The following is a 20,597-nucleotide window of genomic DNA, read 5'->3' as shown; positions in this document are numbered from 1 at the left end:
AGGTCCGGAGCGGATGGAGAGTGAGGGAGAACGCGCGGCGCGAAATCTAAAAGGACGCCTTGCCTCTTCCCCAACGGGTGGCAAGCCGCCATCGTTTCAGCGCTCCCCCGCTGTGATTCCCGTCTGGAGTTCCCATTGAAAGACCCGGTCGGCCGTCTTCTCGCTGCCTGGCAACGACTCGCACCACTCCCCGGCGGGAAGTGGCTCTTCTCTCGACTGCTCGGGTTTGTGGCGCCGTACACCGGTTCGATCGGTGCCCGGGTCGAGTCACTCGAACCCGGGCACGTGCGCGTCTCCCTCCGTGACCGGCGCGCCGTCCGGCAGCACCTCGGATCCATTCATGCGGTCGCGCTCGTGAATCTCGCGGAGGTCACCAGCGGACTCGCGATGCTGAGCGCCGTCGGTAGCGGAGCCCGTGGTATCGTCACGGCATTGGGAATCGAATACCGGAAGAAGGCGCGGGGGACTCTTCTGGCCGAGAGTCGGGTGTCGCCGCCGCCGGTGCACGAACCCGTCGACGCCGAAGTGACGGCGACGATCACCGATGCGTCCGGCGACATTGTCGCGGTGGCCACCGTGACCTGGCGCCTCGCTCCCCTGTGACCGAGACTGCGTTCACTCGAGCGGTCGGCATTCGCGTCCCGCTCATCTGCGGGCCGATGTATCCCTGCTCCAATCCGGAATTGGTGGCTGCCGTGTCGGAAGCGGGCGGGATCGGTGTCGTGCAGCCCATTTCGCTCACCTATGTGCACGGCTACGACTTTCGTGAGGGGCTCCGCTTCATCCGCTCACGCACCGACAAGCCCATCGGCATGAACGCGCTGATCGAGCAATCGTCGCGCACCTATCGTGACCGCATGGAGAAGTGGCTCGGCATCGCCCTTGAAGAAGGCGTTCGCTTCTTCATCACGTCGCTCGGCAATCCACGCTGGGTGGTGGATCTTGTGGCGCCCCACGGCGGCGTGGTCTATCACGACGTGACCGAAGTGAAGTGGGCCGAGAAGGCGGTAGTCGGCGGCGTGCATGGGCTGATCGCCGTCAATCGCCGCGCGGGAGGCCATGCCGGGCGACTCGACGCCGCCGCACTGCTGACCGAGTTGGCCCACTTCAACCTGCCGGTCGTTGCGGCAGGCGGGGTCGGTGATGCGCCGGCCTTTCGCGAAATGATCGACCTCGGTTACGCGGCGGTGCAGTGTGGGACTCGCTTCATTGCCACCACCGAATGCACCGCGAGTGCACCCTACAAGGCGGCGATTCTGGCCGCCGATGCAGATGACATCGTCCTCTCCGAACGAATTACGGGCGTCCCGGTCGCCATTATCAATACGCCTTACGTTGCCCGGATGGGATTGCACGCGGGGCCCCTCGCCCGCGCGCTCTTGCGGGGCAGGCGCACCAAGCACTGGATGCGCACCCTCTACGCCCTCAAGTCGCTCTGGCAACTGAAACGATCATCGCTCGAGAGCTCCGGCAGCACCGAATTCTGGCAGGCGGGAAAGAGCGTGGCCGGGATCACTTCGCTGGAAGGGGCGGGGGATGTGGTCCGACGTTTCGAGGCCGCACTTCGGGGGTGACTCTTTCCTCATTCGCGATTCGTCCCCATCTTTTATCCAGTACCGGGGTTCCCCCGGGCATCTCCCCCGCTCCGCAGCTCCCTCTTTCTGAGGATCCACGCATGTTCCTGAGGAACGTTCGGGTCCACGGCCTCGCCTTGTTCGCATTCGCTGCGATCGGGGTCAATGCCGCGGCAGCGCAGTCCATGGGCACGGTTCGTGGCACGGTCACTCGCACTGGTGACAACGCGGCCCTGGCCGGCGTCCAGGTCACGGTTCGCGGGGTCGGTGTCGCCACAGTGACCAACGCCAATGGCAAGTACATCCTGCAGCGTATTCCCTCCGGTGCGCAGACCATCGTCTTCCGATGGCTCGGCTATGCCCCGGTGGAGAAGACCATCACCGTGAACGGCGAGTCCACCGTCGACGCGGCACTCGAACCGAAGCCGGTTAGTCTCGCTGACCTCACCGTTTCGGCCGTCTCTCGTGAGCCCGAGCGCAGCGTCGAAGCGCCGGCGGCCTCGACCTCGATCGAACCGCGGGTCCTGCAAAACACCGGTGCCACCGGTCAGGTGCCGCTCGCGCTGGCCCAGGCACCCGGCGTTGACCTCGTGCAGAGTGGTGTCAACGACTTCAACATCAACGCCCGCGGCTTCAATTCGTCGCTGAATCGTCGGGTACTGACACTGCTCGATGGTCGTGACCTCGCGATCGCCTTCCTCGGGTCGCAGGAATGGAGCTCGATCCCGACTTCCACCGAAGACCTCCGCGGCATGGAACTGGTGCGCGGACCGGGTTCGGCGCTCTACGGCGCCAATGCGTTCGCCGGCGTCATCAACATGACCACTCTCTCGCCGCGCGAAGCCGAAGGCGCGAAGATCTCGGTCAGCGGTGGTGAGCTGAATTCCTTCAAGGTCGACGGCCGTGCAGCCAAGACCTTCGGCGAGGGCCGCTGGGGCATTCGTGTCGGCGGTGGCTACGGCCGCAGCGACAGCTGGAGCCGTGCACGGACGCAGGTGGACTCGGTGGGCGCCGGTGGTGCCTTCACCTTCTCGATGCGTAACGAATACAAGGACGCCGTGAAGGCTGCCGATGACTTTGTCGTCAAGGCTGCCGGCGTCGAAGCGCTGCCGCTCCACGGGCAGACGCTGGCGGCCGGGACCCGCGCCCCGCTGGGCGACCCCGACCCCCTCAAGTCGGCGTACGGCAGCGCCAGGCTCGATCGCTACTTCACGTCGGGATCGGTGGTCACGCTGGAAGGCGGGGCCTCGCAGTCTGAAAACGAAACTCTGGTGACGGGCATTGGCCGGGTGCAGGTGCGCAAGGGATTCAAGCCGTATGCCCGCGCGGCCTTCAACAGCGAGCACCTCAATGTCTTTGCCTACGCCAACCGCCGGACATCCAAAGACACCACCGCGCAGTATTCACTCGCCAGCGGTGCGCAGCTGATCGAGCGCGCCACGATCACGCACGTAGAGGCGCAGGGCAACACTGCCTTCCTCACCAACGGCAAGGCGATCGTCGGCGCATCGTTCCGGCAGTACAACGTCAATACCGACGGCACGCTGATGCGCCCGGTCGACGATGACCGTCACGACAAGGTCTACTCGGCATACACGCAGCTCGAGTACAAGCTCTCGCCGAAGCTTCGCCTCGTCGGCGCGGCGCGTTACGACAAGGGTGATCTCTTCGAAGGGCAGTTCTCGCCTAAGGCGGCGCTGGTCTTCTCGCCCAGCCAGAACCACTCGTTCCGCGCCACCTTCAACAAGGCGTTCCAGACGCCGAACTATTCGGAGTTCTTCCTCCGCGCAGCAGCGGGCGTGCCAGCCAACTTCACCAACCTCGAGGCCGGACTCCGTGCGTCGGCGCTCGGGCCCGCCCTCGCTGGTGTGCCGGTCGGCACGCTCTTCACCACGTCGGCGGCCGTGCCGATCGTCGCCCGCGGCAACGCCGACCTCACGGTGGAGAAGACCAACGGTTACGAACTCGGCTACAAGGGCAGCCTGACGTCGAAGTTGTATGTCACGGTCGATGCGTACCAGAACAACATCCGTGACTTCGTCACCGACCTGCTCCCGGGCGTCAACCCGACCTTCGGCGCGTGGACCTCGCCGGCGGCTGTGCCGGCGCAGTTCCGCCCCACACTCGAAGCGACCGTGAAGTCGAACCTGGCCGCGGCCGGGCAGTCACTCGCAGCAGCCGGCCTCACGCGTCAGGAAGATGGCAACACGGCGATCGTGGTTTCGTACACCAACGCCGGCAAGGTTGACCAGAAGGGCATCGATGTCGGACTCGGCTATCAGCTGACCAACGAGTTCCGCATCGACGGCAGCTACTCGTGGTTCGACTTCAAGGTGAAGGAAGCATCGGCGGCAGGGGATCAACTCCTTCCCAACACGCCGAAGAAGAAGGGCACCCTCACCCTGGCCTATGAAGGCGCCCACAACGGCCTCGACGCCTCGATCTCGGGCCGCTTCGTTGCCTCGTATGACTGGGCCGCTGGCGTCTTCGTCGGCAAGGTCCCTTCGTCCGAGTCGGTCAGCGCCAACGCCGGCTGGCAGATGACCCAGCGCTACCGGGTCTTCGTCGTCGGCACCAACATCTTCGACCAGCAGCGCTACCAGCTCTACGGCGGCGCGGTGATTGGTCGTCGCGTGCTGGCGGGGCTGACGGCCGCCTTCTGAACTGAGGCAATCGGCAGTTGAGGCGGGGGCGGCTCCTTCGGGGCCGCCCCCGGTTCGTTTCCCCGATTATCCTTGCCCCGCGTGAGCACGCCACTTCCGTTACCGCTTCCCGTCGATCTCGGCGCTGGACCCACCCCCACACTTTGGCGCCTCGCCCAGGTACCGGGACCGGGCACCGCCGTGCGCGATATCCTGGTAGCACTCCCCCCAGGATATGCCGAGGGATCGAGTCGTTATCCGGTGGTCTATCTCCAGGATGGCCAGAACTGCTTCGACCCGGCCACCTCCTTCGCCGGGCACTGGCAGCTGCTCGAGACCCTCTCGCTCCTTGGCGCGCGTCGACCCGTGATTCTCGTGGCGATTCCGAATCTCGGCGTCGAGCGGCTGCACGAGTATTCACCGTTCGACGACATCATTCGCGGCCCCGGTGAAGGCGCGGCGTACCTCGCCTTTCTGTCGCAAACGGTGAAGCCGCTGGTGGATGCCTCCTTTCGTACCCTGCCCGATCGCGAATCGACCGGCATCGCTGGTTCATCGATGGGCGGACTGATCGCGCTCTACGGCGTCATCGCCGGCGCGGCAACGTTCGGTGTCGCCTGGTCGCTTTCACCGGCGCTCTGGTATGCCGACGCAGCGATCTTCGGATGGATCGCCGAGCAGCCCGCGCCGGTCGGGCGGATCTGGCTTGATGCCGGCGCGCTCGAGGGCGACGACGAGATCGCCGACGTGCGACGGATGCGTCAGCTCCTGGTTCGGCGCGGCTGGCGGCTCGACGATTCCCTGCGGGTCCTCGAGGATCCCGACGGTGATCACGACGAAGCGTCATGGGCGCGCCGGGTCCGGGCCCACTGGTCGACATTGGTGGGGATGCTGGCGGAGCGCCGTCCGATACGGTAGATCTGGGGCTCCCATTCTCTCCGCTGGAGCACCCCCATGACGACCCGATCTCTCCTCGCCTCCATCGCCTTTGCCGTCGTGGCGGCGTGTTCTCCTGCACCAGCCGCGGTAGGCTCGGCAGCCGATGAAACTGCGATCAAGGCGCTGGGCGCCGCATACGCAGATCTCTGGAACAAGCACGATGCCGCCGGTGTCGCGGCCCTCGTCGCCGATGACTACCACACCATCGACGCGACCGGCGCCGACATCCAGGGGCGCGCGGCCTTCCAGAAGGCCGCCGCCGATCAGTTCGCGATGAGCCCGGCGGGCCAGACGCTCACCATCAACACCGGCTTCATCACCTGGATCAACGCCAATGCCGCGACGGCTGGTGGTACCTGGAGTGCACCGGGTGGCCCTGCCGGCAGTCCCGACAAGGGCGCCTGGTCGAGCACGGTGATCAAGAGCGGCGGCAAGTGGCTCATTGCCAACTCGCTCTCCGCCAACGCACCTGACGCTCCGGCCCCACCGATGGCCTCTGATACGGCGAAAGTCGGCAAGTAGCACCTTGCTGCTCGACGCAACGACGCCCCGCGACCGAAAGGCCGCGGGGCGTCGTTGTACGAGAGACCAGTGCGAGGCTAGTGCGATGAGGGCGCCGGATCGACCGCCGGATGCTCGGCCGTCTTGGAGCGCCACGATTCGGTGTTGCCGACCCAGCGACTCGCGAACGTCGCGAAACGATTCCGCATCCCGTCCACGATTTCATAGAAGGTCGGGATCACCAGCAGGGTGAGCACCGTTGAGGTGATCACGCCGCCAATGACGGCGCGACCCACCGGCGCGTAGAAGTCGGCACCTTCACCACCGCCGATCGCCACGGGCAACATGCCGGCGATCAGCGCGAAGGTCGTCATCAGGATTGGCCGCAAGCGGATCCGGCCTGCCTCGATCAGTGCTTCACGCAGCGGGGTGCCCCGCTCCTCGCGCGACCACTTGGCGAAGTCGATCAGCAGGATCGAGTTCTTCGCCACGATCCCCATCAGCAGCATCACGCCCATCAGCGACATGATGTTCAGCGTGTCACCCGTCACGATCAGCGCGATCACCACGCCGATGAGCGAAAGCGGCAGCGAGATCAGGATCGCGATCGGATCGAGGAAGGATCCGAACTGCACCACAAGGATCAGGTACATCAGCAGCACGGCGATGCCGAGCGCCGTGAAGATGCTCGAGAAAGTGTCGTTCTGCTGCTGGTTCCAGCCGCCCTCGGTGACCTGGTAGCCGGGCGGAAAGGTGATCCCGGCGAGCTTCGCCTTCATCGCCTTGGTGACTTCGTCGAGCGGCCGCCCGTCTGTGTTGGCTTCGAGGGTGATCACCCTGCTGCGGTCGAGGTGGTCGATCTGGGCCGGCGCGCGCTCCAGCGTGATCCGCGCGACCTGGCCGAGCGGCACCGTGCGCTGGCGACCATCGGTGCCAATCACGGTGAGTGGCAACCGCTCGAGATCGGAGGGACTGCGCCGCGCATCGGGCGCGAGCCGGATGCGCACGTCGCGCGTCTTGCCAGTGCGATCGACCCAGTCGCCGGCATCGATGCCGGCAAACGCCACGCGCATTGCCTGACCCACCTGACCGACCGTGAGTCCGAGCGAGCCGGCGAGTCCGCGATCGATATCGACGGTGAGTTCCTCACGCGGACCACGCGCCGAGAGGCTCACGTCCACGGCCCCAGGAACGGTGCGCGTCGCGGCAAGCGCCTGCTCGCCGAGCTGCGCCAGTACAGTGGCGTCGGGTCCGCGCAGCTGGAGCTGCAACTCCTTGAACGCCCCGCCGAAGCCGCCGCTGAACACCGACACGTTCACGCCGCCGATTTGCTTGAACTCCTCGCGCAACTTCACGCCCATCGCCGCCGCCGAAATCTTCCGCTCCTTGGCGGGCGAGAGCTTCATGTAGATGTGCGCCTGGTCCACCCCCGGCGTCCGCAACGGCAGCGGCGTGCCCGCGGTGACATAGGTATAGAGCACTTCGGGATGCTTCCGCGCAATCGCGGCCACCGCCTCGGTACGCTCCATCGTGTAAGCGAGGTTCGCGCTTGCCGGCGCCTCGACAATGACTTCGAGCTCCGCGCGGTCGGAGAGCGGCACGAAGCCGGCTCCGCCGGCGACCGTTTGCAGCGCAATCGCCCCGACAAAACTCAGGAGGGCGAGCCCCACCATCGACCAGCGGTGATCGAGCGCCCAGGCGATGATCTTGCCGTACCGATCGGTCATCTTGTGGAACCAGACATCGAACTTGTCGAGTGCCCGGGTGACGAAGCTCTTCTGGTGCTCTTCGAGATGCGGATCGGTCCAGTAGGCCGAGAGCATCGGGTCGAGCGAGAACGAGACGAAGAGAGAGGCGATCACGGCGCCGGTGATGCTGAGCGCGAACGGCGCCAGCCACTGCCCCGACTGCCCCGATACGAACGCGATCGGCACGAACACCGCCACAATGGAGAACGTGGTCGCCGCCACCGCGAGCCCGATCTCGGCGGTCCCCTCGCGTGATGCGTCGTAGTGACTCTTTCCCATCTTGATATGGCGCACGATGTTCTCTCGCACCACGATGGCGTCATCGATCAGGATACCGATCGCGAGCGAGAGGCCGAGCAGCGACATCGAGTTCAACGTGAAGCCGAAGACCCAGACGCCGATGAAGCCCGCGAGCACCGAGACCGGTAGTGCGAGGCCGGTGATGACGGTCGAGCGCCACGAGTTGAGGAAGAGGAAGACCACCAGCACGGTGAGCAGTGCTCCCTCGACCAGCGTCTCCTTCACGTTGTTGACCGAGCCGGTGACCCGGACACCGGCGTCCTGGACGATCTCGAGCTTGGTGTTGGCCGGCAATGTCGCCTGCAGACGCTTGATCTCGTCACGCAGCTTGAACACCACTTCGTTGGTCGAGTAGCCCTTGGCCTTGAGGATGTTGATGCCAACTGCGCGCTTGCCGTTGAACGCGGCGCCAGTGCGCGACTCCTCGACGCCCTCGGTCACATCGGCCACATCGGCGAGGCGTACGATGGTGCCGCCACGCTCTGCCACCACCAGCTTCCGGAATTCGGTCGCCCCTTCGAGCCGGCCCTTGAGCCGGATCGCGTGCTCCTCGAGTCCGGAGTTCACCCGGCCCACCGGCGCGGCAAGATTCTGGCTCCCGACTGCGCGCACGATCTCATCGACGCCGACTCCAGCCGCCTGCATTGCCTCAGGGCGGAGCTGCACGGTGAGTTCCGGGTAGCTGCCACCCACCACGGCGGCCTGCGCAACACCAGGAATGGAGCGGAGTGAACTCACCAGGCTCGGGTCGGTGATCGTCGTCAGCGTCCGGGTATCGAGCGTCGTGGAGCTCACCGTGAGCGCCATGATCGGCTGGGCGCCCCAGTCGAAGCGCGTGATGATCGGCTCTTCGATTTCCTGCGGCAGGTCGCCACGAATCGTCGCGATTGCATCGCGCACATCCTGCGATGCCTCGGCCACCGGCTTGGTGTAGGCGAAGGTCACCGTGAACTGCGCGAAGCCGTCAACGGCGTTCGACGTGGTCAGCCGTCGCTCGACTCCGGAGAGGCCGAAGATCGCTTCTTCGATCGGCTCGACGACTTCACGCTCGACCGCGTCTGGCGATGCGCCCGGATAGGCGATCTGCACCATCACGACCGGCTGATCGAGGTCGGGGAACTCGTCGACCTTCAGGTTCATCAGGGCAGCGAGCCCGAACGCCACCACCGCCAGCATCACCGTAATGGTGATGATCGGGCGGCGGATCGCAAAATCCGAAATCCACATGGGTCAGTTCCTCAGCGGTCGCGGCGCGTGATGCGCAGCATCACCCCCGCAGGCGTTCCGAGCACGCCACCAATCAGCAGCGTGTCACCCTTCGACAATCCACTCAACACCTGCACCTGTTCGGCGAGCTCGTCCCGCAGGCCGAGGGTCACCGGCACCGACTCGACCTTGCCGCCGCGCACGCGCTTGACCGATGGTGTTGTCGCCGCCTGATCGATCGCCGTGAACGGAATCGCCAGTCCGTGGAGCGACTTCAGCGCCACACGTCCCTCGGCGAAGAGCCCCGAGACCAGTGCGTGGTCGGCGTTCGAGACGCTCACATAGACGCGCACCTGCCGAGTGGCCGGATCGACCGCCGGATTGATTCGCGAAATCTTGCCGGTGAAGGTCTTGTCGGCGCTTCCCTGGATCGTGAACTCGACCTTCGAACCAGCCTTGAGCGCGGCGATATCTTCGGCCGGCACCGATGCCTCGAGCTTCAGCAGTGACGGGTCGACCACGGTGAGCACCGGGCTCCCCGGCTGCAGCACATCACCCACGCTCGCTGGCCGCTCGCTCACCACACCGCTGAACGGCGCGCGTACCGTGGCGTTCGCGAGCATCTTCTCGGCCGACGCGAGCCGGCTGCGGGCATCGGCGAGGTTGGCATCCGCCGCCACCGCGCTGCTCTTCGCGGCCTCAAGATCGCGATCGGCGATGGCACCGGCCTGATGCAGTGCGTCGGAACGCTCGGCATTACGCTTCGCCACGTCGGCCGATGCCTGCGCACTCCGCAGCGCCGAGCGTGCCGACCGTGCCGATTCGGCAATTGCTGATGTGTCGATGAGCGCGAGTGCCTGGCCCGCGTGGACCGCGGCGCCCTGATCGACATAGAGCGCGAGCACTGCGCCACCGATCTGTGCCCGCAGCTGCGCGGCACGTTCAGCCTCGAGTGAACCCGAGAGTGCGGGGCCGCTTTCAAGGCGGCTGCTGTCCACCACGGTCACGTTGTCGGAAGAGACCTGCACCGGCAGCACTTCGGCCGGAGCGCCGCTCTTTGCCTTGCCGCCGCATGCAGCAAGCAGGAGGAGCACGGGGGCAGCGCGCAGCGCCGCACGAATGGTCGGACGATTCATCGTCATGGCTCGGTCGCTGCCCGTCGGAGTAAGGGTCGAGGTGGTCATCATCAATTGCCTCCCGAGCCGGCAATCCCGGTCCCGAAGGGGAGATCGCGCAACAGCGCGGCGCGCACGCGGGCAACCTGCAGGTCACGAGCCGCCTGCGCCCGGTTGGCCTGGGCCTGCTCGAGCTGGATCCGGCTGTCGCCGAGTTCGGTGAGCGTGGAGAGGCCGTTGCGATAGCGGACATCGGCAATGCCGTAGGCCCGCACGGCGAGTTCCGCCGTCCCACTGCTTGCTTCCCACGTCGCTTCGGCTGCGGACAGATCGCTCTGCATGTCGGCCGCTTCGCGCGCGGCATCTTCGCGCGCCTGCTGCAGCCGCAACTCCGAGGCATCGCGCGATGCCAAGGCGCCCATCTTGTCGGCGCGGAGCCGGCCGCCGGTGTAGAACGGCACGTCCATCCGCAGCACCACACTCCAGTCGGTCACGAACTTGTCGAGCCCGAAGACACGAGCCGGGAACGCGATCTTGGCGTACGTGCTCGAGAGCGAGAGCGATGGCAGCTTCGATCCGTTGGCGGCGCGAACCAGCGCCTCGCTCGCCGCAAGAGCGGCGGCGGCCTGGCGCACCGGAGCCCGTGCTGCCGTGCTGGTGTCGCTCGCGCCGCCCGCTACCGACGATGGCAGTGCTGTCCGGGTGGTGTCGCCGAGTGGTGTCGTGAGCGTGAGCGCACTTCCCGCAGGAAGGTCGAGCAACTGGCGCAACTTCAGCAGCGTGCGGTCGCGGGCCGCGCGTCGCTGAATCACGATCGGCCGCTGGTTGTCACGCGATACCGTGGCGCGCAGCAGGTCGAACTCGGCGGCGTTGCCGACATTCTTTTCCAGGCGCGTCTGGTTGAACGCCCGCTCGGCCTGCGCGAGCGTCGAGTCGGCAATGTCGAGCAGTCGCTGCGCGAGCTGGGCATCGAAATAGGCCTTCGCGACATCGAGCACCGACTTGGTGCGTTCGGCGACCAGCGCCACTTCGGCTGCTTCACGCGCCGATGCCGTCGCGGCGAATTGGCCGCGCAATGTCGAGTTGAAGAGCGACTGCGACGCCGAGAGGCCGAAGTTGTACGTGTTGGCCCGGCCGAACGGCAGATTCGAAAAGTCGACCCCCCCGCCGCCGTTCGCGGAACAGTCGAGTCCGCGCTCCAGCGAATCGAGCCGTTCGCCCAGCGGCAGCGTCGGGTTCGGTGTGAAGTGCCCGCAGTTGACCGGCGCCGGGAAGGTGTCGCTCGAGCTGCTGGCGAAACCGGCGAACTGGCTCTTGATCGTCCGGCTGTAGGTCGCGGAGCCGTTCAGCTGCGGCAGCAAACCCGATCGCGCCCGCAGGCGATCGGATTCGGCCTTGGCGACGTTGGCGCGCGCAATGCCCACCGATTCGCTCGCGGAGTCGGCGCGATTCAGGGCGTCGCTCAACGAGAGCGGTAGGGGCGCAGGTAGGGGCGCAGCATGCTGCGCCCCAACGACGGGCACCTGCTGCGCGCGAAGGCTGGTGAACGAGGCCATCATCACGAGAGCGGCCAATCTCAACCTCACGCCCCCTCCACTGCGCCCAGGGCGCGCAGGACAAGATCCACGAACATTTCCACGACCTCGGGTACGGTATGGGGTGGCGACAAGGGTCCCACGTCGCGCGTCATTGCATCCATGAAAACGGCATTCATCAGCATCACTGTTGCGGCCTCGAGTGAACCTTCGGCTCCGAGGAGTCCACCAGCGCGTGCTGCGGCGAGGTAGCGGGTGGTATCGGCAAAGGCCTTCATCCCGCCCTCACACACCACCGGGGCGAGCTCCGGATGCTCTTCCCACTCGGCCAGGCAGTTCCGGATGATCTGGCGTTTGGAACTGATTTCCGTGTGATGCGCCAGCGCCCACGCGACCAGTTCGCGACGTAACGCCTGCGGCACCTCGGGCAGGTGGTTGGTGCTCTCCTCGCGGGAGGCCGACTGGATCGACTCCAGGAGCAGTGCCTCCTTGGAGCCGAACTGCCGGAAGATCGTGACTTCGTTCACACCGGCCGCTTCCGCGATCCGGCGGGTGGTGGTCCCCCGCCAGCCGAACTCCGAATAGATGCGGGCGGTGACATCGAGCAGGGAGCTTCGAGTAGACATGAAGGAAACCTTAGCGTAGAAACACGGAGGAAGCAAGTAGGTACTTACAACGACTTCGGGCCATGGGTGATGGGGTCATGGCATTGGGGGATGGAGCCTGTCGCGTCTGGCCCCGCCGCCTATCGTTCCCATGACCCATCACCCATCACCCATGATTCTTTCGTCCCGCTTGACTCCTCGTCTCGGCTAACATAGTCTCTCTATGTAATGACTCCTTCCCGCGACCCCATCCCCCCCGGCACCCTCGACATGCTGATCCTCCAGACCTTGGCCCAGCGTGGCGAGGCACACGGATTCGAGATCGCCGAATCGATCCAGCGCCACTCGGCCGACGTCCTCCAGGTCGAAGAGGGCTCGCTCTACCCCGCCCTGCAGCGGATGCTGATCAAGGGATGGCTCGTGGGCGAGTGGGGCCGCACCGCGGAGAATCGTCGGGCGCGCTACTACCGACTCACCGCCGATGGCGAGCGCCGACTCGAACAGGAAGTCACCTCCTACCGCCGGGTCGCTCACGCGATCGGGCGCATCCTCCTTCCGGCCTGACCCATGATCATCGGCGAGTGGTGGCGGCGCGTCCGTCTCTTTCTCTTGCGCGATCGTACCGCCGATGAACTCGCCGAAGAAATGCGATTCCATCAGGAGCTGCGCGCCGAGCAATTGCGCCGCGACGGCGTGCCGCCAGATGAGGCGTTAGCCGCCGCCCATCGCCAGTTCGGTCACAACATCACCCTCCAGGAAGCGAGTCGAGCGATGTGGGGATTCGGCAGCATCGACGAAATCCGACAGGATCTGCGCTACGCCTCACGCCGTCTCCGGCAGCGGCCAGGGTTCGCCCTCAGTGTGGTTGGCGTGCTCGCGCTCGGCATTGGTGCCACCACCGCGATGTTCAGCGCGGTCGATGCGGCGATGTTGCGTCCGCTGCCGTTCCACCAGCCGGCACGACTCGCGGTCCTTCCCAACGTGCAGATCGGCTCGGACATGCGCGACGTGCGCTTCCCCGCCGACAAGCATCTGGTCTACATCGACGACGTGCGCGCGATGCGCGACCTCTTTTCCGACGTCGCGGCATTCGCGTCCGGCGGGCTCAATCTCTCCGACCCCGAGCGGCCCGTCCGCGTAAAGGTCGGCGTCGTGACCGCGAATCTCTTCAGCACACTCGGCGTCACACCAGTTCGCGGCCGTGCCTTCAACCCGGCCGAGGGCGCCCCCGACGGACAATCCGCAGTCATGCTGTCGTGGCGAATCTGGCAACAGCAGTACGGCGCCGCGCGAATGGAAGGGAAAACCATTCAGTTGAATGGGAAGCCCTACACCGTGGTCGGGGTGATGCCTGAAGGGTTCTCCTTCCCTTCGGAGAGCGATCTCTGGATTCCGCTCACGGTTCCCACCACGAGTTCCACGTATGAGCCGTTCCGCGGCTACTTGCCATCCGCCATCATCGCGCGGGTCATGCCAGCGATCGCCATGCAAGATGCGTCCGCCCGCCTGACGACACGCTGGGAACAGGCTGCCTTCGGTGCCTCGACATCGGGCCGCCGCAGCATCGCTGAAGACGTGGTCAAGGAGGTGAAGTCGACTGGTGCGGTCCTTCCCTTGCAGCGCGAACTGGTCGGCGATCGCCGTAATGCGTTGCTTATGCTCCTCGGCGCCACCGGGCTGCTGCTGCTGATTGCGTGCGCCAATGTCACCAACCTGCTGCTATCACAATCGGCAGCGCGCGGCCGAGAGATGGCCGTACGCGAGGTCCTTGGTGCGTCACGCGGGCGCGTCGTGCGCCAGTTGCTCACCGAGAGCGTGCTGCTCGCGCTCGGCGGTGCCCTGCTCGGGATCGGCGTCGCGCCGCTGGCGCTCGAGTTGATCGGCTCGATTACTCCCACTCAACTGGCCGGGCTCGCGCCGGCACGCCTTGATCTCCGCGTGCTCGCATTCGCCACGATCCTCGGTCTCACCACCGGGATCGCCTTCGGCATCTGGCCGGCCTTCGGCTCGACCCGCCGCGCTCCGGGAGAAATCATCAAGGCCGGGAGCCGCAATGCGACGGCCGCCGCCGCGGGGCGGCTTCGTCGCGTGCTCGTCGGTGCTGAAATCGCGCTGACGTTGATTCTGCTGGTGGGTGCCGGTTTGATGCTCCGCAGTTTCGGAGCGGTCATGCAGATCAACACCGGCATGCACGCGGAGCAAGTCGCCACCGTGCAACTCTCCTTCGCACGAAGCGAGGGCGGGCGGGCCGATCGACTCGGCCGAATCGAGCAGATGCTCCAGAACCTCGGCGCCACGCCGGGCGTTTCGCACGCCGCCGTGGTCAATGATCTCCCGCTCCGTGACAACGGCGGGATCTCGCTGAGTGTCGTGATTGATGGTGTCGTCCCCGCGAAGGGGAAGGAGATGCTCTTCGCGCGCTGGCTGCAGGTGTCGAACGGCTATTTCGCGACGCTCGGCATTCCGATGTTGCGGGGTCGCGACTTCACTGCCCTCGACGATTCGCTGGCACCGCGCGTGGCCATCATCAACAACGCGATGGCCAGCGAGTTCTGGCGCGGAGTCGATCCGATCGGTCGCACCTTTCACATGCCGGGCGACTCGGTGCCAGTGACGGTGGTCGGTATCGTCGCGGACGTGCGTGAGTCAGGCCTCGAAGACTCGCCGCGGCCGCAGATGTACCGGCCGGTCACCGAAACCACGCCCAGCAACCTCGCGCTCATCGCGCGCGGCAGCCTCGAGCCCGCCCAGCTGCTGGCGCAACTCACCGCAGCGGTGCGCGCCGTCGACCCGGCACAAGCCACCTACGATCTGCGGATGATGGATGAGGTGGTCGGTCGCTCCAAGGCGACCCGCCGCACCGGCACCCTCCTGATCACCGCCTTTGCCGGCCTCGCGCTGATCCTCGCCGCACTCGGCGTCTATGCCGTGGTGAGCTACGGTGTCTCGCAACGGATGCGTGAACTCGGCATCCGTGCGGCACTCGGCGCCACCGGCTACGATCTGCTGGGGCTCCTGATGCGCGAGATGGCGTGGGTCACTGCGATCGGTATCGCCGCGGGCCTGGCCGGCGCCTGGCTCCTGACCCGGGTGATCGCGTCGCAGCTCTACGGCGTCGAAGTCCACGACCCGGCCACCTTTGCCGTCGTGCCACTCGTCCTCGCCCTCGCCAGCGCTGCCGCAACCCTCGTCCCCGCTCGCCGCACCTTCCGGGTCAACCCGGCGGAGATCATCCGGAGCGATTGAGCGCACGAGCAAGGAGAAAGGAGAAGGGAGAAGGGAGAAGCGAGAGGGGAACCAGCCTGTCACCCTGAGCGAAGCGAGGGGGCGGAACTCCGGCTCCCTCGACTTCGCAGCCCTTTGGGCTGCTTCGCTCAGGATGACAGCTTCGGCAGCGCTTCTCCCTTCTCCCTTCTCCCTTCTCCCTTGAATCAGTAGCTTCACGAGTACCTCCTCCCGCCTCCTCCGGACGTCCCTCGATGTGGCAACGCTCGCAACACACCTGGGAAAGCCCAAGTCTCCTCGGTCGCCCGATGGAGATCGTGGTCATTGGCCACGCCGGGGCGCGGATGATGGTTTTCCCGACTTCGATGGGGAGCTGTACCGAGTGGGAAGACCGGCGAATGCCCGAGATGGTCGGGGAGTCGATCCGCCAGGGCTTGCTGCAGCTGTACTGCGTCACCAGTGCTGCAGATCAGGGGTGGTACGACGACCACGCGCCGATGCCCCAACGGGCAGTGTGGCAGGACCGGTACGACCAGTACCTCCATCGCGAAGTGCTGCCCTTCATGAAGCAGCAGAACGACAACCCCTTCCTGATCACTGCGGGTGCGTCGTTTGGTGGCTACCACGCACTCAACTTCGCCCTGCGGCACCCCGAGGAAGTCGGGCGCGTGCTCGCCATGAGCTCGATGATCGACGTCAAGCGTCTTACATACGGCTGGTCAGACGAGTTGACCTACCGGCATAACCCGATGGATTTCATGCGGAACGAGCACGATCCCGCACGGCTCGAGGCGTTCCGGCGCATGGATATCATCCTCGCCATTGGTGAGGACGATCCGCTCTGTCCGAGCAACCGCGAGTTCTCCGCCCTGCTATGGCAGCGGGGCATCGGCAACGCGCTGCGGATCTGGAAGGGCTGGGCCCACGACTGGCCGTACTGGGAAGATATGGTACGGCTTTACACCGCTGGACATGACTGAGGTCCCAATGAGCAACAGCAACGCTGCAGCAGGCGCCCCGAAGCGTATCGGCATTCTCGTCGGTCGCGAGTGGTCGTGGCCGCCCGCCTTCATCGAAGAAGTCAATCGCCGCAATGCCGGCGTGATCGCCGAGCACGTCTCACTCGGTGCCACCGGGCTCGACGACCACATTCCCTGGGACGTGGTCATCGATCGCATCTCCCACGAAGTGCCCTTCTACCGCACCTGGCTCAAGCACGCCGTGGTACGCGGGGTGAAGGTGGTGAACTCGCCGCTGATGTGGACCGCCGACGACAAGTTTTTCGGTGCGACGCTCGCCGAGGCCAACGGGATTCGCTCCCCCAAGACCATCGTGCTGCCCAACAAGGACTACGTCCCCGGGATCAAGCACGATGAGTCGCTGCGCAACCTCAAGTACCCGCTCGACTGGCAGGCGGTCATCGAGCACGTCGGCCTCCCCTGCGTGCTCAAGGACGCGCACGGCGGCGGCTGGCGCGACGTGTATGTCTGTCACACCATCGAGGAACTGCTCTACCACTACGATCGGTCGGGGCTGCTCACGATGATCGTGCAGGAGTTCATCGAGTGGGAAGAGTTCGTCCGCTGCGTCTGCATCGGACAGGAACACATTCTCCCGATCAAGTACGACCCGAAGGAACGGAAGTATCACGTGACCGATACCTTCCTCGCCCCGGCACTGCGCGAGAAGATCATTGCCCAGTCCCGCACGCTGGTGCGCGCGCTCGGCTATGACATGAACTCGGTGGAGTGGGCCATTCGCGATGGCGTTCCCTACGCCATCGACTTCATGAATCCCGCCCCCGATTTCGATATCAACTCGCTGACCGCGACGTACTTCGACTGGGCGATCCGGACGATGGCCGACTTCACCATCGGGCTCGCCCTCAAGGGCCGCGAAGCACCCGCACCCAATGCGCCAAGCCTGATGCAGAGCACCGGGAAGCGCAGCACGTGACCCTGGATCCGGTCGCGGCCTGGCACGACGGTCTCGATGAGGCGCTGGCGCAGGAATCGGCCGATTGGCTCGATCGGCGTCAGCGCGCCCGCGGGCTGGCCTTCGGCGAGCGCACCCTCTGCACCGTGCTCCGTCCGCGCTTCGTGCGGGCCGCGGAGTACGATGCCCTGCGCGCGATGTCGGCCGAACTGCTCGGTGCCTTCCGCGCGATCGGCGCGGCGGCGCTGGCCGACCCCACGCTCCGAGCCCAGTTCCGTCTCACCGACTGGGAAGAGTCGCTGCTCGCCTCGGCCCCGCGCCTCGATGTGCTGGCCCCGCTCTCCCGGATCGATGCCTTCATCGACCCCACCGACGGCGTCGCGAGGATCACCGAATACAACGGCGAGACGCCTGCCGGTGGCGGCTACGGCGATGCGCTCACCGACATCTTCCAGGCGCTTCCCGCGATGCGCCCCTTTGCCGAACACTGGGTGGTCCGTCCGCTGCCGAACCGGCCGAACATTCTCAACGTGCTGCTCGAGACCTGGCATCGCTTCCGTGGCATTCGCACGCTTCCCACCATCGCGATTGTCGACTGGGACGATGTGCCGACCACCAGCGAGTTTCTCCTCTGCCAGGAGTATTTCCAGGCGATGGGCGTCACCTGCGTGATCACCACGCCGGATGCCCTCCGCTACGAGGGCGGCAAGCTGCTCGATGAGCACGGCACCGCCATCGACCTGATCTACAAGCGCGTGCTGATCCACGAACTGGTCGAGCACGGCGGGCTGCAGCATCCGCTGGTGCGCGCCGTGGTCGATGGCGCGACCTGTCTCGTGAATCCCTTCTCCTGCAAGCCGCTGCACAAGAAGGCCTCACTCGCAGTCCTCTCCGATGAGCGGAATGCCAGGTACTTCACGCCGTCGCAGCGTGCGGCGATCGTGAAGCACGTTCCCTGGACCCGGGTAATCGAGGAGCGCGAGACCGCGGTCGACGGCGTCACGGTCGACCTGCTCCCGTGGATTCTCGATCATCGCGCCGAGCTGGTCTTCAAGCCCAACGACGATTACGGCGGCGCCGGCATCGTCCTCGGCTGGGAAGTCGGCGACGACGCCTGGCGCGCGGCAGTCACCCGCGGCCTGACGGCGCCGTCCATTGTGCAGCGCAAGATCGCATTGCCCAGCGAGCCCTTTCCCGCGATGATCGACGGCCGCTTGCAGTTCGATGACCGGATCGTCGACACCGCGCCGTTCTGCTATCACGGCGCGTGGATGGATGGCCTGCTCTCGCGAATCTCGACCTCGACCCTTGTGAATGTCACTGCCGGCGGCGGCTCGACCGTCCCGACTTTCGTTGTGGAGCCCAGATGAAAGCACCGTCACTCACCATCGGGATCGAGGAGGAGTACCAGATCATCGATCCCGAGACCCGGGAACTCCGCAGCTACATCACCGAGATCCTCCAGGAAGACTCGGTGCTGCTCGGCGAGATCAAGCCGGAGCTGCATCAGTCGATGGTCGAGGTCGGCACCCAGATCTGTCACACGCCGGCCGAGGTCCGGTCGGAGCTGGTGCGCCTGCGCGGCATGGTGATGGATCTCGCGGCCCGCAACGGGCTGGTGATCGCCGCCGCCGGCACGCATCCGTTCTCCTCCTGGATCGATCAGGAGATCACGCCGCTCGAGCGCTACATCGGCGTGAAGGAAGACCTGCAGGAGCTGGCGCAGTCGCTGCTGATCTTCGGCACCCACGTGCACATCGGCATCGAGGACCCGGAGTTCCGCATCGATGCGATGAATGCCTGCCGCTACTTCCTGCCGCACGTGCTCTCGCTCAGCACGTCATCGCCGTTCTGGATGGGGCGCAACACCGGACTCAAGTCGTATCGCAGCGTGGTCTTCCGTTCGTTCCCGCGCACCGGCATTCCGCGGACGCTCGCTTCGTGGGCTGACTACCAGCAGACCGTCGACGTGATGGTCGCCACTGGCTCGATCCCCAACGCCTCGAAGCTCTGGTGGGATGTCCGGCCGCACCACCTCTTTCCGACGCTCGAGTTCCGCATCTGCGATGTATGCACCAGGGTCGACGAGGCCGTCTGCATCGGGGCGATCTTCCAGGCCATCATTGCGAAGCTCTGGAAGCTGCGGCGTGACAATATGTCGTTTCGTCAGTATCTCCCCGCCCTCATCGAGGAGAACAAGTGGCGCGCAACGCGCTACGGCCTCGAGGGGCAGCTCATCGATTTCGGGCGCGAGAAACAGCTGCCCGCCCGCGAGCTGATCAAGGAGCTGATCGAGTGGTTCATCGGTGATGTGGTCGACGAACTCGGCTCCCGCAAGGAGATCGAGTACGCCTACCGGATTCTCTCGGAAGGGACCTCGGCCGACCGGCAACTGGCGACCTACCGGGAAACCGGCGATCTTCGCGCAGTGGTCGATCGACTGGTCGCGGAAACGGCGGAGGGTGTTCGCTAATGGTACGGAAGAGGCCCCTGATCGGGGTGACAACCCAGACACTGCACGCGATCGAGGGGATCCCCAGCGAGCTCCCGGTGTCGTGGGTCATGAACCAGCGCTATGTCCACGCCGTGATGGCCTCGGGCGGCGTGCCGGTGCTGGTCCCGCTGCTGGCCGAAGACCCTGCGACCCTGCGCGAGATCTACGAGCGGCTCGACGGGGTCCTGGTCCCGGGTGGGGTCGACATCGACCCCTCCTATTACAAGTCGGCTCGACACGACAAGCTCGGCCGGCTCGACCCCGCCCGCGACACCGCCGAAATCGTGATGGCGCGTTGGGCCGTGAAGGACGCCAAGCCCTTCCTCGGCCTCTGCCGCGGACTCCAGGTGCTCAACGTCGCTCTCGGTGGTTCGCTCTGGCAGGATCTCGCCGAGGAACGCCCGGATTCGCTCAAGCACGACTACTTCCCCAACGCCGGCTATGAGCGCGACCACCTCGCCCACGTGGTCGAGGTGCGCGCCGACTCCCGCCTCGGCGACGCAATGGGTGGCGGCCCCGTCCCGGTGAACTCGATGCATCATCAGGGCATCAAGCAGCTCGGCTATGGTCTCGTAACTACCGCCGTTGCGCCCGATGGACTCATCGAAGCCGCCGAAGTCCAGGATGGCTTCGCCGTGGGCGTGCAGTGGCACCCCGAAATGTTCGCCACCGGTGATCGCTCGGTGGGCCGCCTCTTCGATGCGTTTGTCGATGCGGCGGGCGGGGCGAGCAGACTTGCATAGAGACTAGAGACTAGAGATCAGAGACTAGAGGTGAA

16 protein-coding genes are annotated in these 20,597 nt (G+C 65.7%); 12 read left to right on the top strand and 4 right to left on the bottom strand.

Features of this window, described 5'->3' with window-relative positions:
- Positions 1–135: 135 nt before the first annotated feature.
- From V4558_06585 to V4558_06565, 5 genes are all read left to right on the top strand, one after another.
- Positions 136–603 (top strand): hotdog fold domain-containing protein, encoded by a 468-nt coding sequence (locus V4558_06585; GenBank protein ID MES2305153.1) that lies wholly within the window; start codon positions 136–138, stop codon positions 601–603.
- Positions 600–1,574 carry a nitronate monooxygenase gene (locus V4558_06580; protein MES2305152.1) on the top strand — a complete coding sequence of 325 codons (975 nt, stop codon included), beginning with the start codon at positions 600–602 and terminating at the stop codon, positions 1,572–1,574. Before V4558_06585 ends, V4558_06580 begins: the two co-directional genes overlap by 4 nt.
- Before the next feature lie 101 nt (positions 1,575–1,675).
- The gene (locus tag V4558_06575) at positions 1,676–4,237 is read left to right on the top strand and encodes a TonB-dependent receptor (GenBank protein ID MES2305151.1); all 2,562 of its coding nucleotides are present in this window, start codon (positions 1,676–1,678) and stop codon (positions 4,235–4,237) included.
- Positions 4,238–4,318: 81 nt separating this feature from the next.
- A complete protein-coding gene (locus V4558_06570) occupies positions 4,319–5,134 on the top strand; it encodes an alpha/beta hydrolase-fold protein (GenBank protein MES2305150.1) in 816 nt (271 codons plus the stop codon).
- Positions 5,135–5,170: 36 nt separating this feature from the next.
- Complete coding sequence (locus tag V4558_06565; protein MES2305149.1) at positions 5,171–5,677, top strand: SgcJ/EcaC family oxidoreductase; 507 nt, start codon at positions 5,171–5,173, stop codon at positions 5,675–5,677.
- Between the two features lie 77 nt (positions 5,678–5,754).
- On the opposite strand, the gene V4558_06560 is transcribed toward V4558_06565, so the two are convergent.
- The 4 genes from V4558_06560 to V4558_06545 form a co-directional block, all read right to left on the bottom strand.
- Complete coding sequence (locus V4558_06560; GenBank protein ID MES2305148.1) at positions 5,755–8,931, bottom strand: efflux RND transporter permease subunit; 3,177 nt, start codon at positions 8,929–8,931, stop codon at positions 5,755–5,757.
- A gap of 11 nt (positions 8,932–8,942) precedes the next feature.
- Complete coding sequence (locus tag V4558_06555; GenBank protein ID MES2305147.1) at positions 8,943–10,097, bottom strand: efflux RND transporter periplasmic adaptor subunit; 1,155 nt, start codon at positions 10,095–10,097, stop codon at positions 8,943–8,945.
- A complete protein-coding gene (locus V4558_06550; protein ID MES2305146.1) occupies positions 10,097–11,491 on the bottom strand; it encodes a TolC family protein in 1,395 nt (464 codons plus the stop codon). Before V4558_06550 ends, V4558_06555 begins: the two co-directional genes overlap by 1 nt.
- Before the next feature lie 116 nt (positions 11,492–11,607).
- Complete coding sequence (locus V4558_06545; GenBank protein ID MES2305145.1) at positions 11,608–12,186, bottom strand: helix-turn-helix domain-containing protein; 579 nt, start codon at positions 12,184–12,186, stop codon at positions 11,608–11,610.
- A 207-nt stretch (positions 12,187–12,393) separates the two neighbouring features.
- Here V4558_06545 and V4558_06540 point away from each other — a divergent pair, with 207 nt between their 5' ends.
- The 7 genes from V4558_06540 (at position 12,394) to V4558_06510 (ending at position 20,562) form a co-directional block, all read left to right on the top strand.
- Positions 12,394–12,729 (top strand): PadR family transcriptional regulator, encoded by a 336-nt coding sequence (locus V4558_06540; GenBank protein MES2305144.1) that lies wholly within the window; start codon positions 12,394–12,396, stop codon positions 12,727–12,729.
- A 45-nt stretch (positions 12,730–12,774) separates the two neighbouring features.
- The gene (locus V4558_06535) at positions 12,775–15,411 is read left to right on the top strand and encodes an ABC transporter permease (protein ID MES2305143.1); all 2,637 of its coding nucleotides are present in this window, start codon (positions 12,775–12,777) and stop codon (positions 15,409–15,411) included.
- Between the two features lie 233 nt (positions 15,412–15,644).
- A complete protein-coding gene (locus tag V4558_06530; GenBank protein MES2305142.1) occupies positions 15,645–16,370 on the top strand; it encodes an alpha/beta hydrolase-fold protein in 726 nt (241 codons plus the stop codon).
- 7 nt (positions 16,371–16,377) lie between these two features.
- Positions 16,378–17,346: a hypothetical protein gene (locus tag V4558_06525; GenBank protein ID MES2305141.1), complete on the top strand. Its 969-nt coding sequence runs from the start codon at positions 16,378–16,380 to the stop codon at positions 17,344–17,346.
- Positions 17,343–18,695 carry a hypothetical protein gene (locus V4558_06520; GenBank protein MES2305140.1) on the top strand — a complete coding sequence of 451 codons (1,353 nt, stop codon included), beginning with the start codon at positions 17,343–17,345 and terminating at the stop codon, positions 18,693–18,695. The genes V4558_06525 and V4558_06520 overlap by 4 nt, the downstream gene beginning before the upstream one ends.
- On the top strand, positions 18,692–19,798 hold the full coding sequence (locus tag V4558_06515) for a carboxylate-amine ligase (protein ID MES2305139.1): 1,107 nt from the start codon (positions 18,692–18,694) through the stop codon (positions 19,796–19,798). The genes V4558_06520 and V4558_06515 overlap by 4 nt, the downstream gene beginning before the upstream one ends.
- Positions 19,799–19,824: 26 nt before the next feature.
- Positions 19,825–20,562, top strand: a complete 738-nt coding sequence (locus V4558_06510) for a gamma-glutamyl-gamma-aminobutyrate hydrolase family protein (protein MES2305138.1) — start codon at positions 19,825–19,827, stop codon at positions 20,560–20,562.
- Positions 20,563–20,597: the final 35 nt, after the last annotated feature.

Source organism: Gemmatimonadota bacterium, assembly GCA_040388535.1.
Lineage (GTDB): Bacteria > Gemmatimonadota > Gemmatimonadetes > Gemmatimonadales > GWC2-71-9 > Palsa-1233.
The sequence above is the reverse complement of the archived record's forward strand: the minus strand, read 5'-3'. Positions and strand labels throughout refer to the sequence as shown.

What these genes read in the sequence shown, in the direction of transcription:
- V4558_06575 (MES2305151.1), top strand. Translation starts at nt 1,676, where the DNA reads ATGTTCCTGAGGAACGTTCGGGTCCACGGCCTCGCCTTGTTCGCATTC.
- V4558_06565 (MES2305149.1), top strand. Translation starts at nt 5,171, where the DNA reads ATGACGACCCGATCTCTCCTCGCCTCCATCGCCTTTGCCGTCGTGGCG.
- V4558_06530 (MES2305142.1), top strand. Translation starts at nt 15,645, where the DNA reads ATGTGGCAACGCTCGCAACACACCTGGGAAAGCCCAAGTCTCCTCGGT.
- V4558_06540 (MES2305144.1), top strand. Translation starts at nt 12,394, where the DNA reads ATGACTCCTTCCCGCGACCCCATCCCCCCCGGCACCCTCGACATGCTG.
- V4558_06515 (MES2305139.1), top strand. Translation starts at nt 18,692, where the DNA reads ATGAAAGCACCGTCACTCACCATCGGGATCGAGGAGGAGTACCAGATC.
- V4558_06545 (MES2305145.1), bottom strand. Translation starts at nt 12,186, where the DNA reads ATGTCTACTCGAAGCTCCCTGCTCGATGTCACCGCCCGCATCTATTCG.
- V4558_06560 (MES2305148.1), bottom strand. Translation starts at nt 8,931, where the DNA reads ATGTGGATTTCGGATTTTGCGATCCGCCGCCCGATCATCACCATTACG.
- V4558_06525 (MES2305141.1), top strand. Translation starts at nt 16,378, where the DNA reads ATGAGCAACAGCAACGCTGCAGCAGGCGCCCCGAAGCGTATCGGCATT.
- V4558_06555 (MES2305147.1), bottom strand. Translation starts at nt 10,097, where the DNA reads ATGATGACCACCTCGACCCTTACTCCGACGGGCAGCGACCGAGCCATG.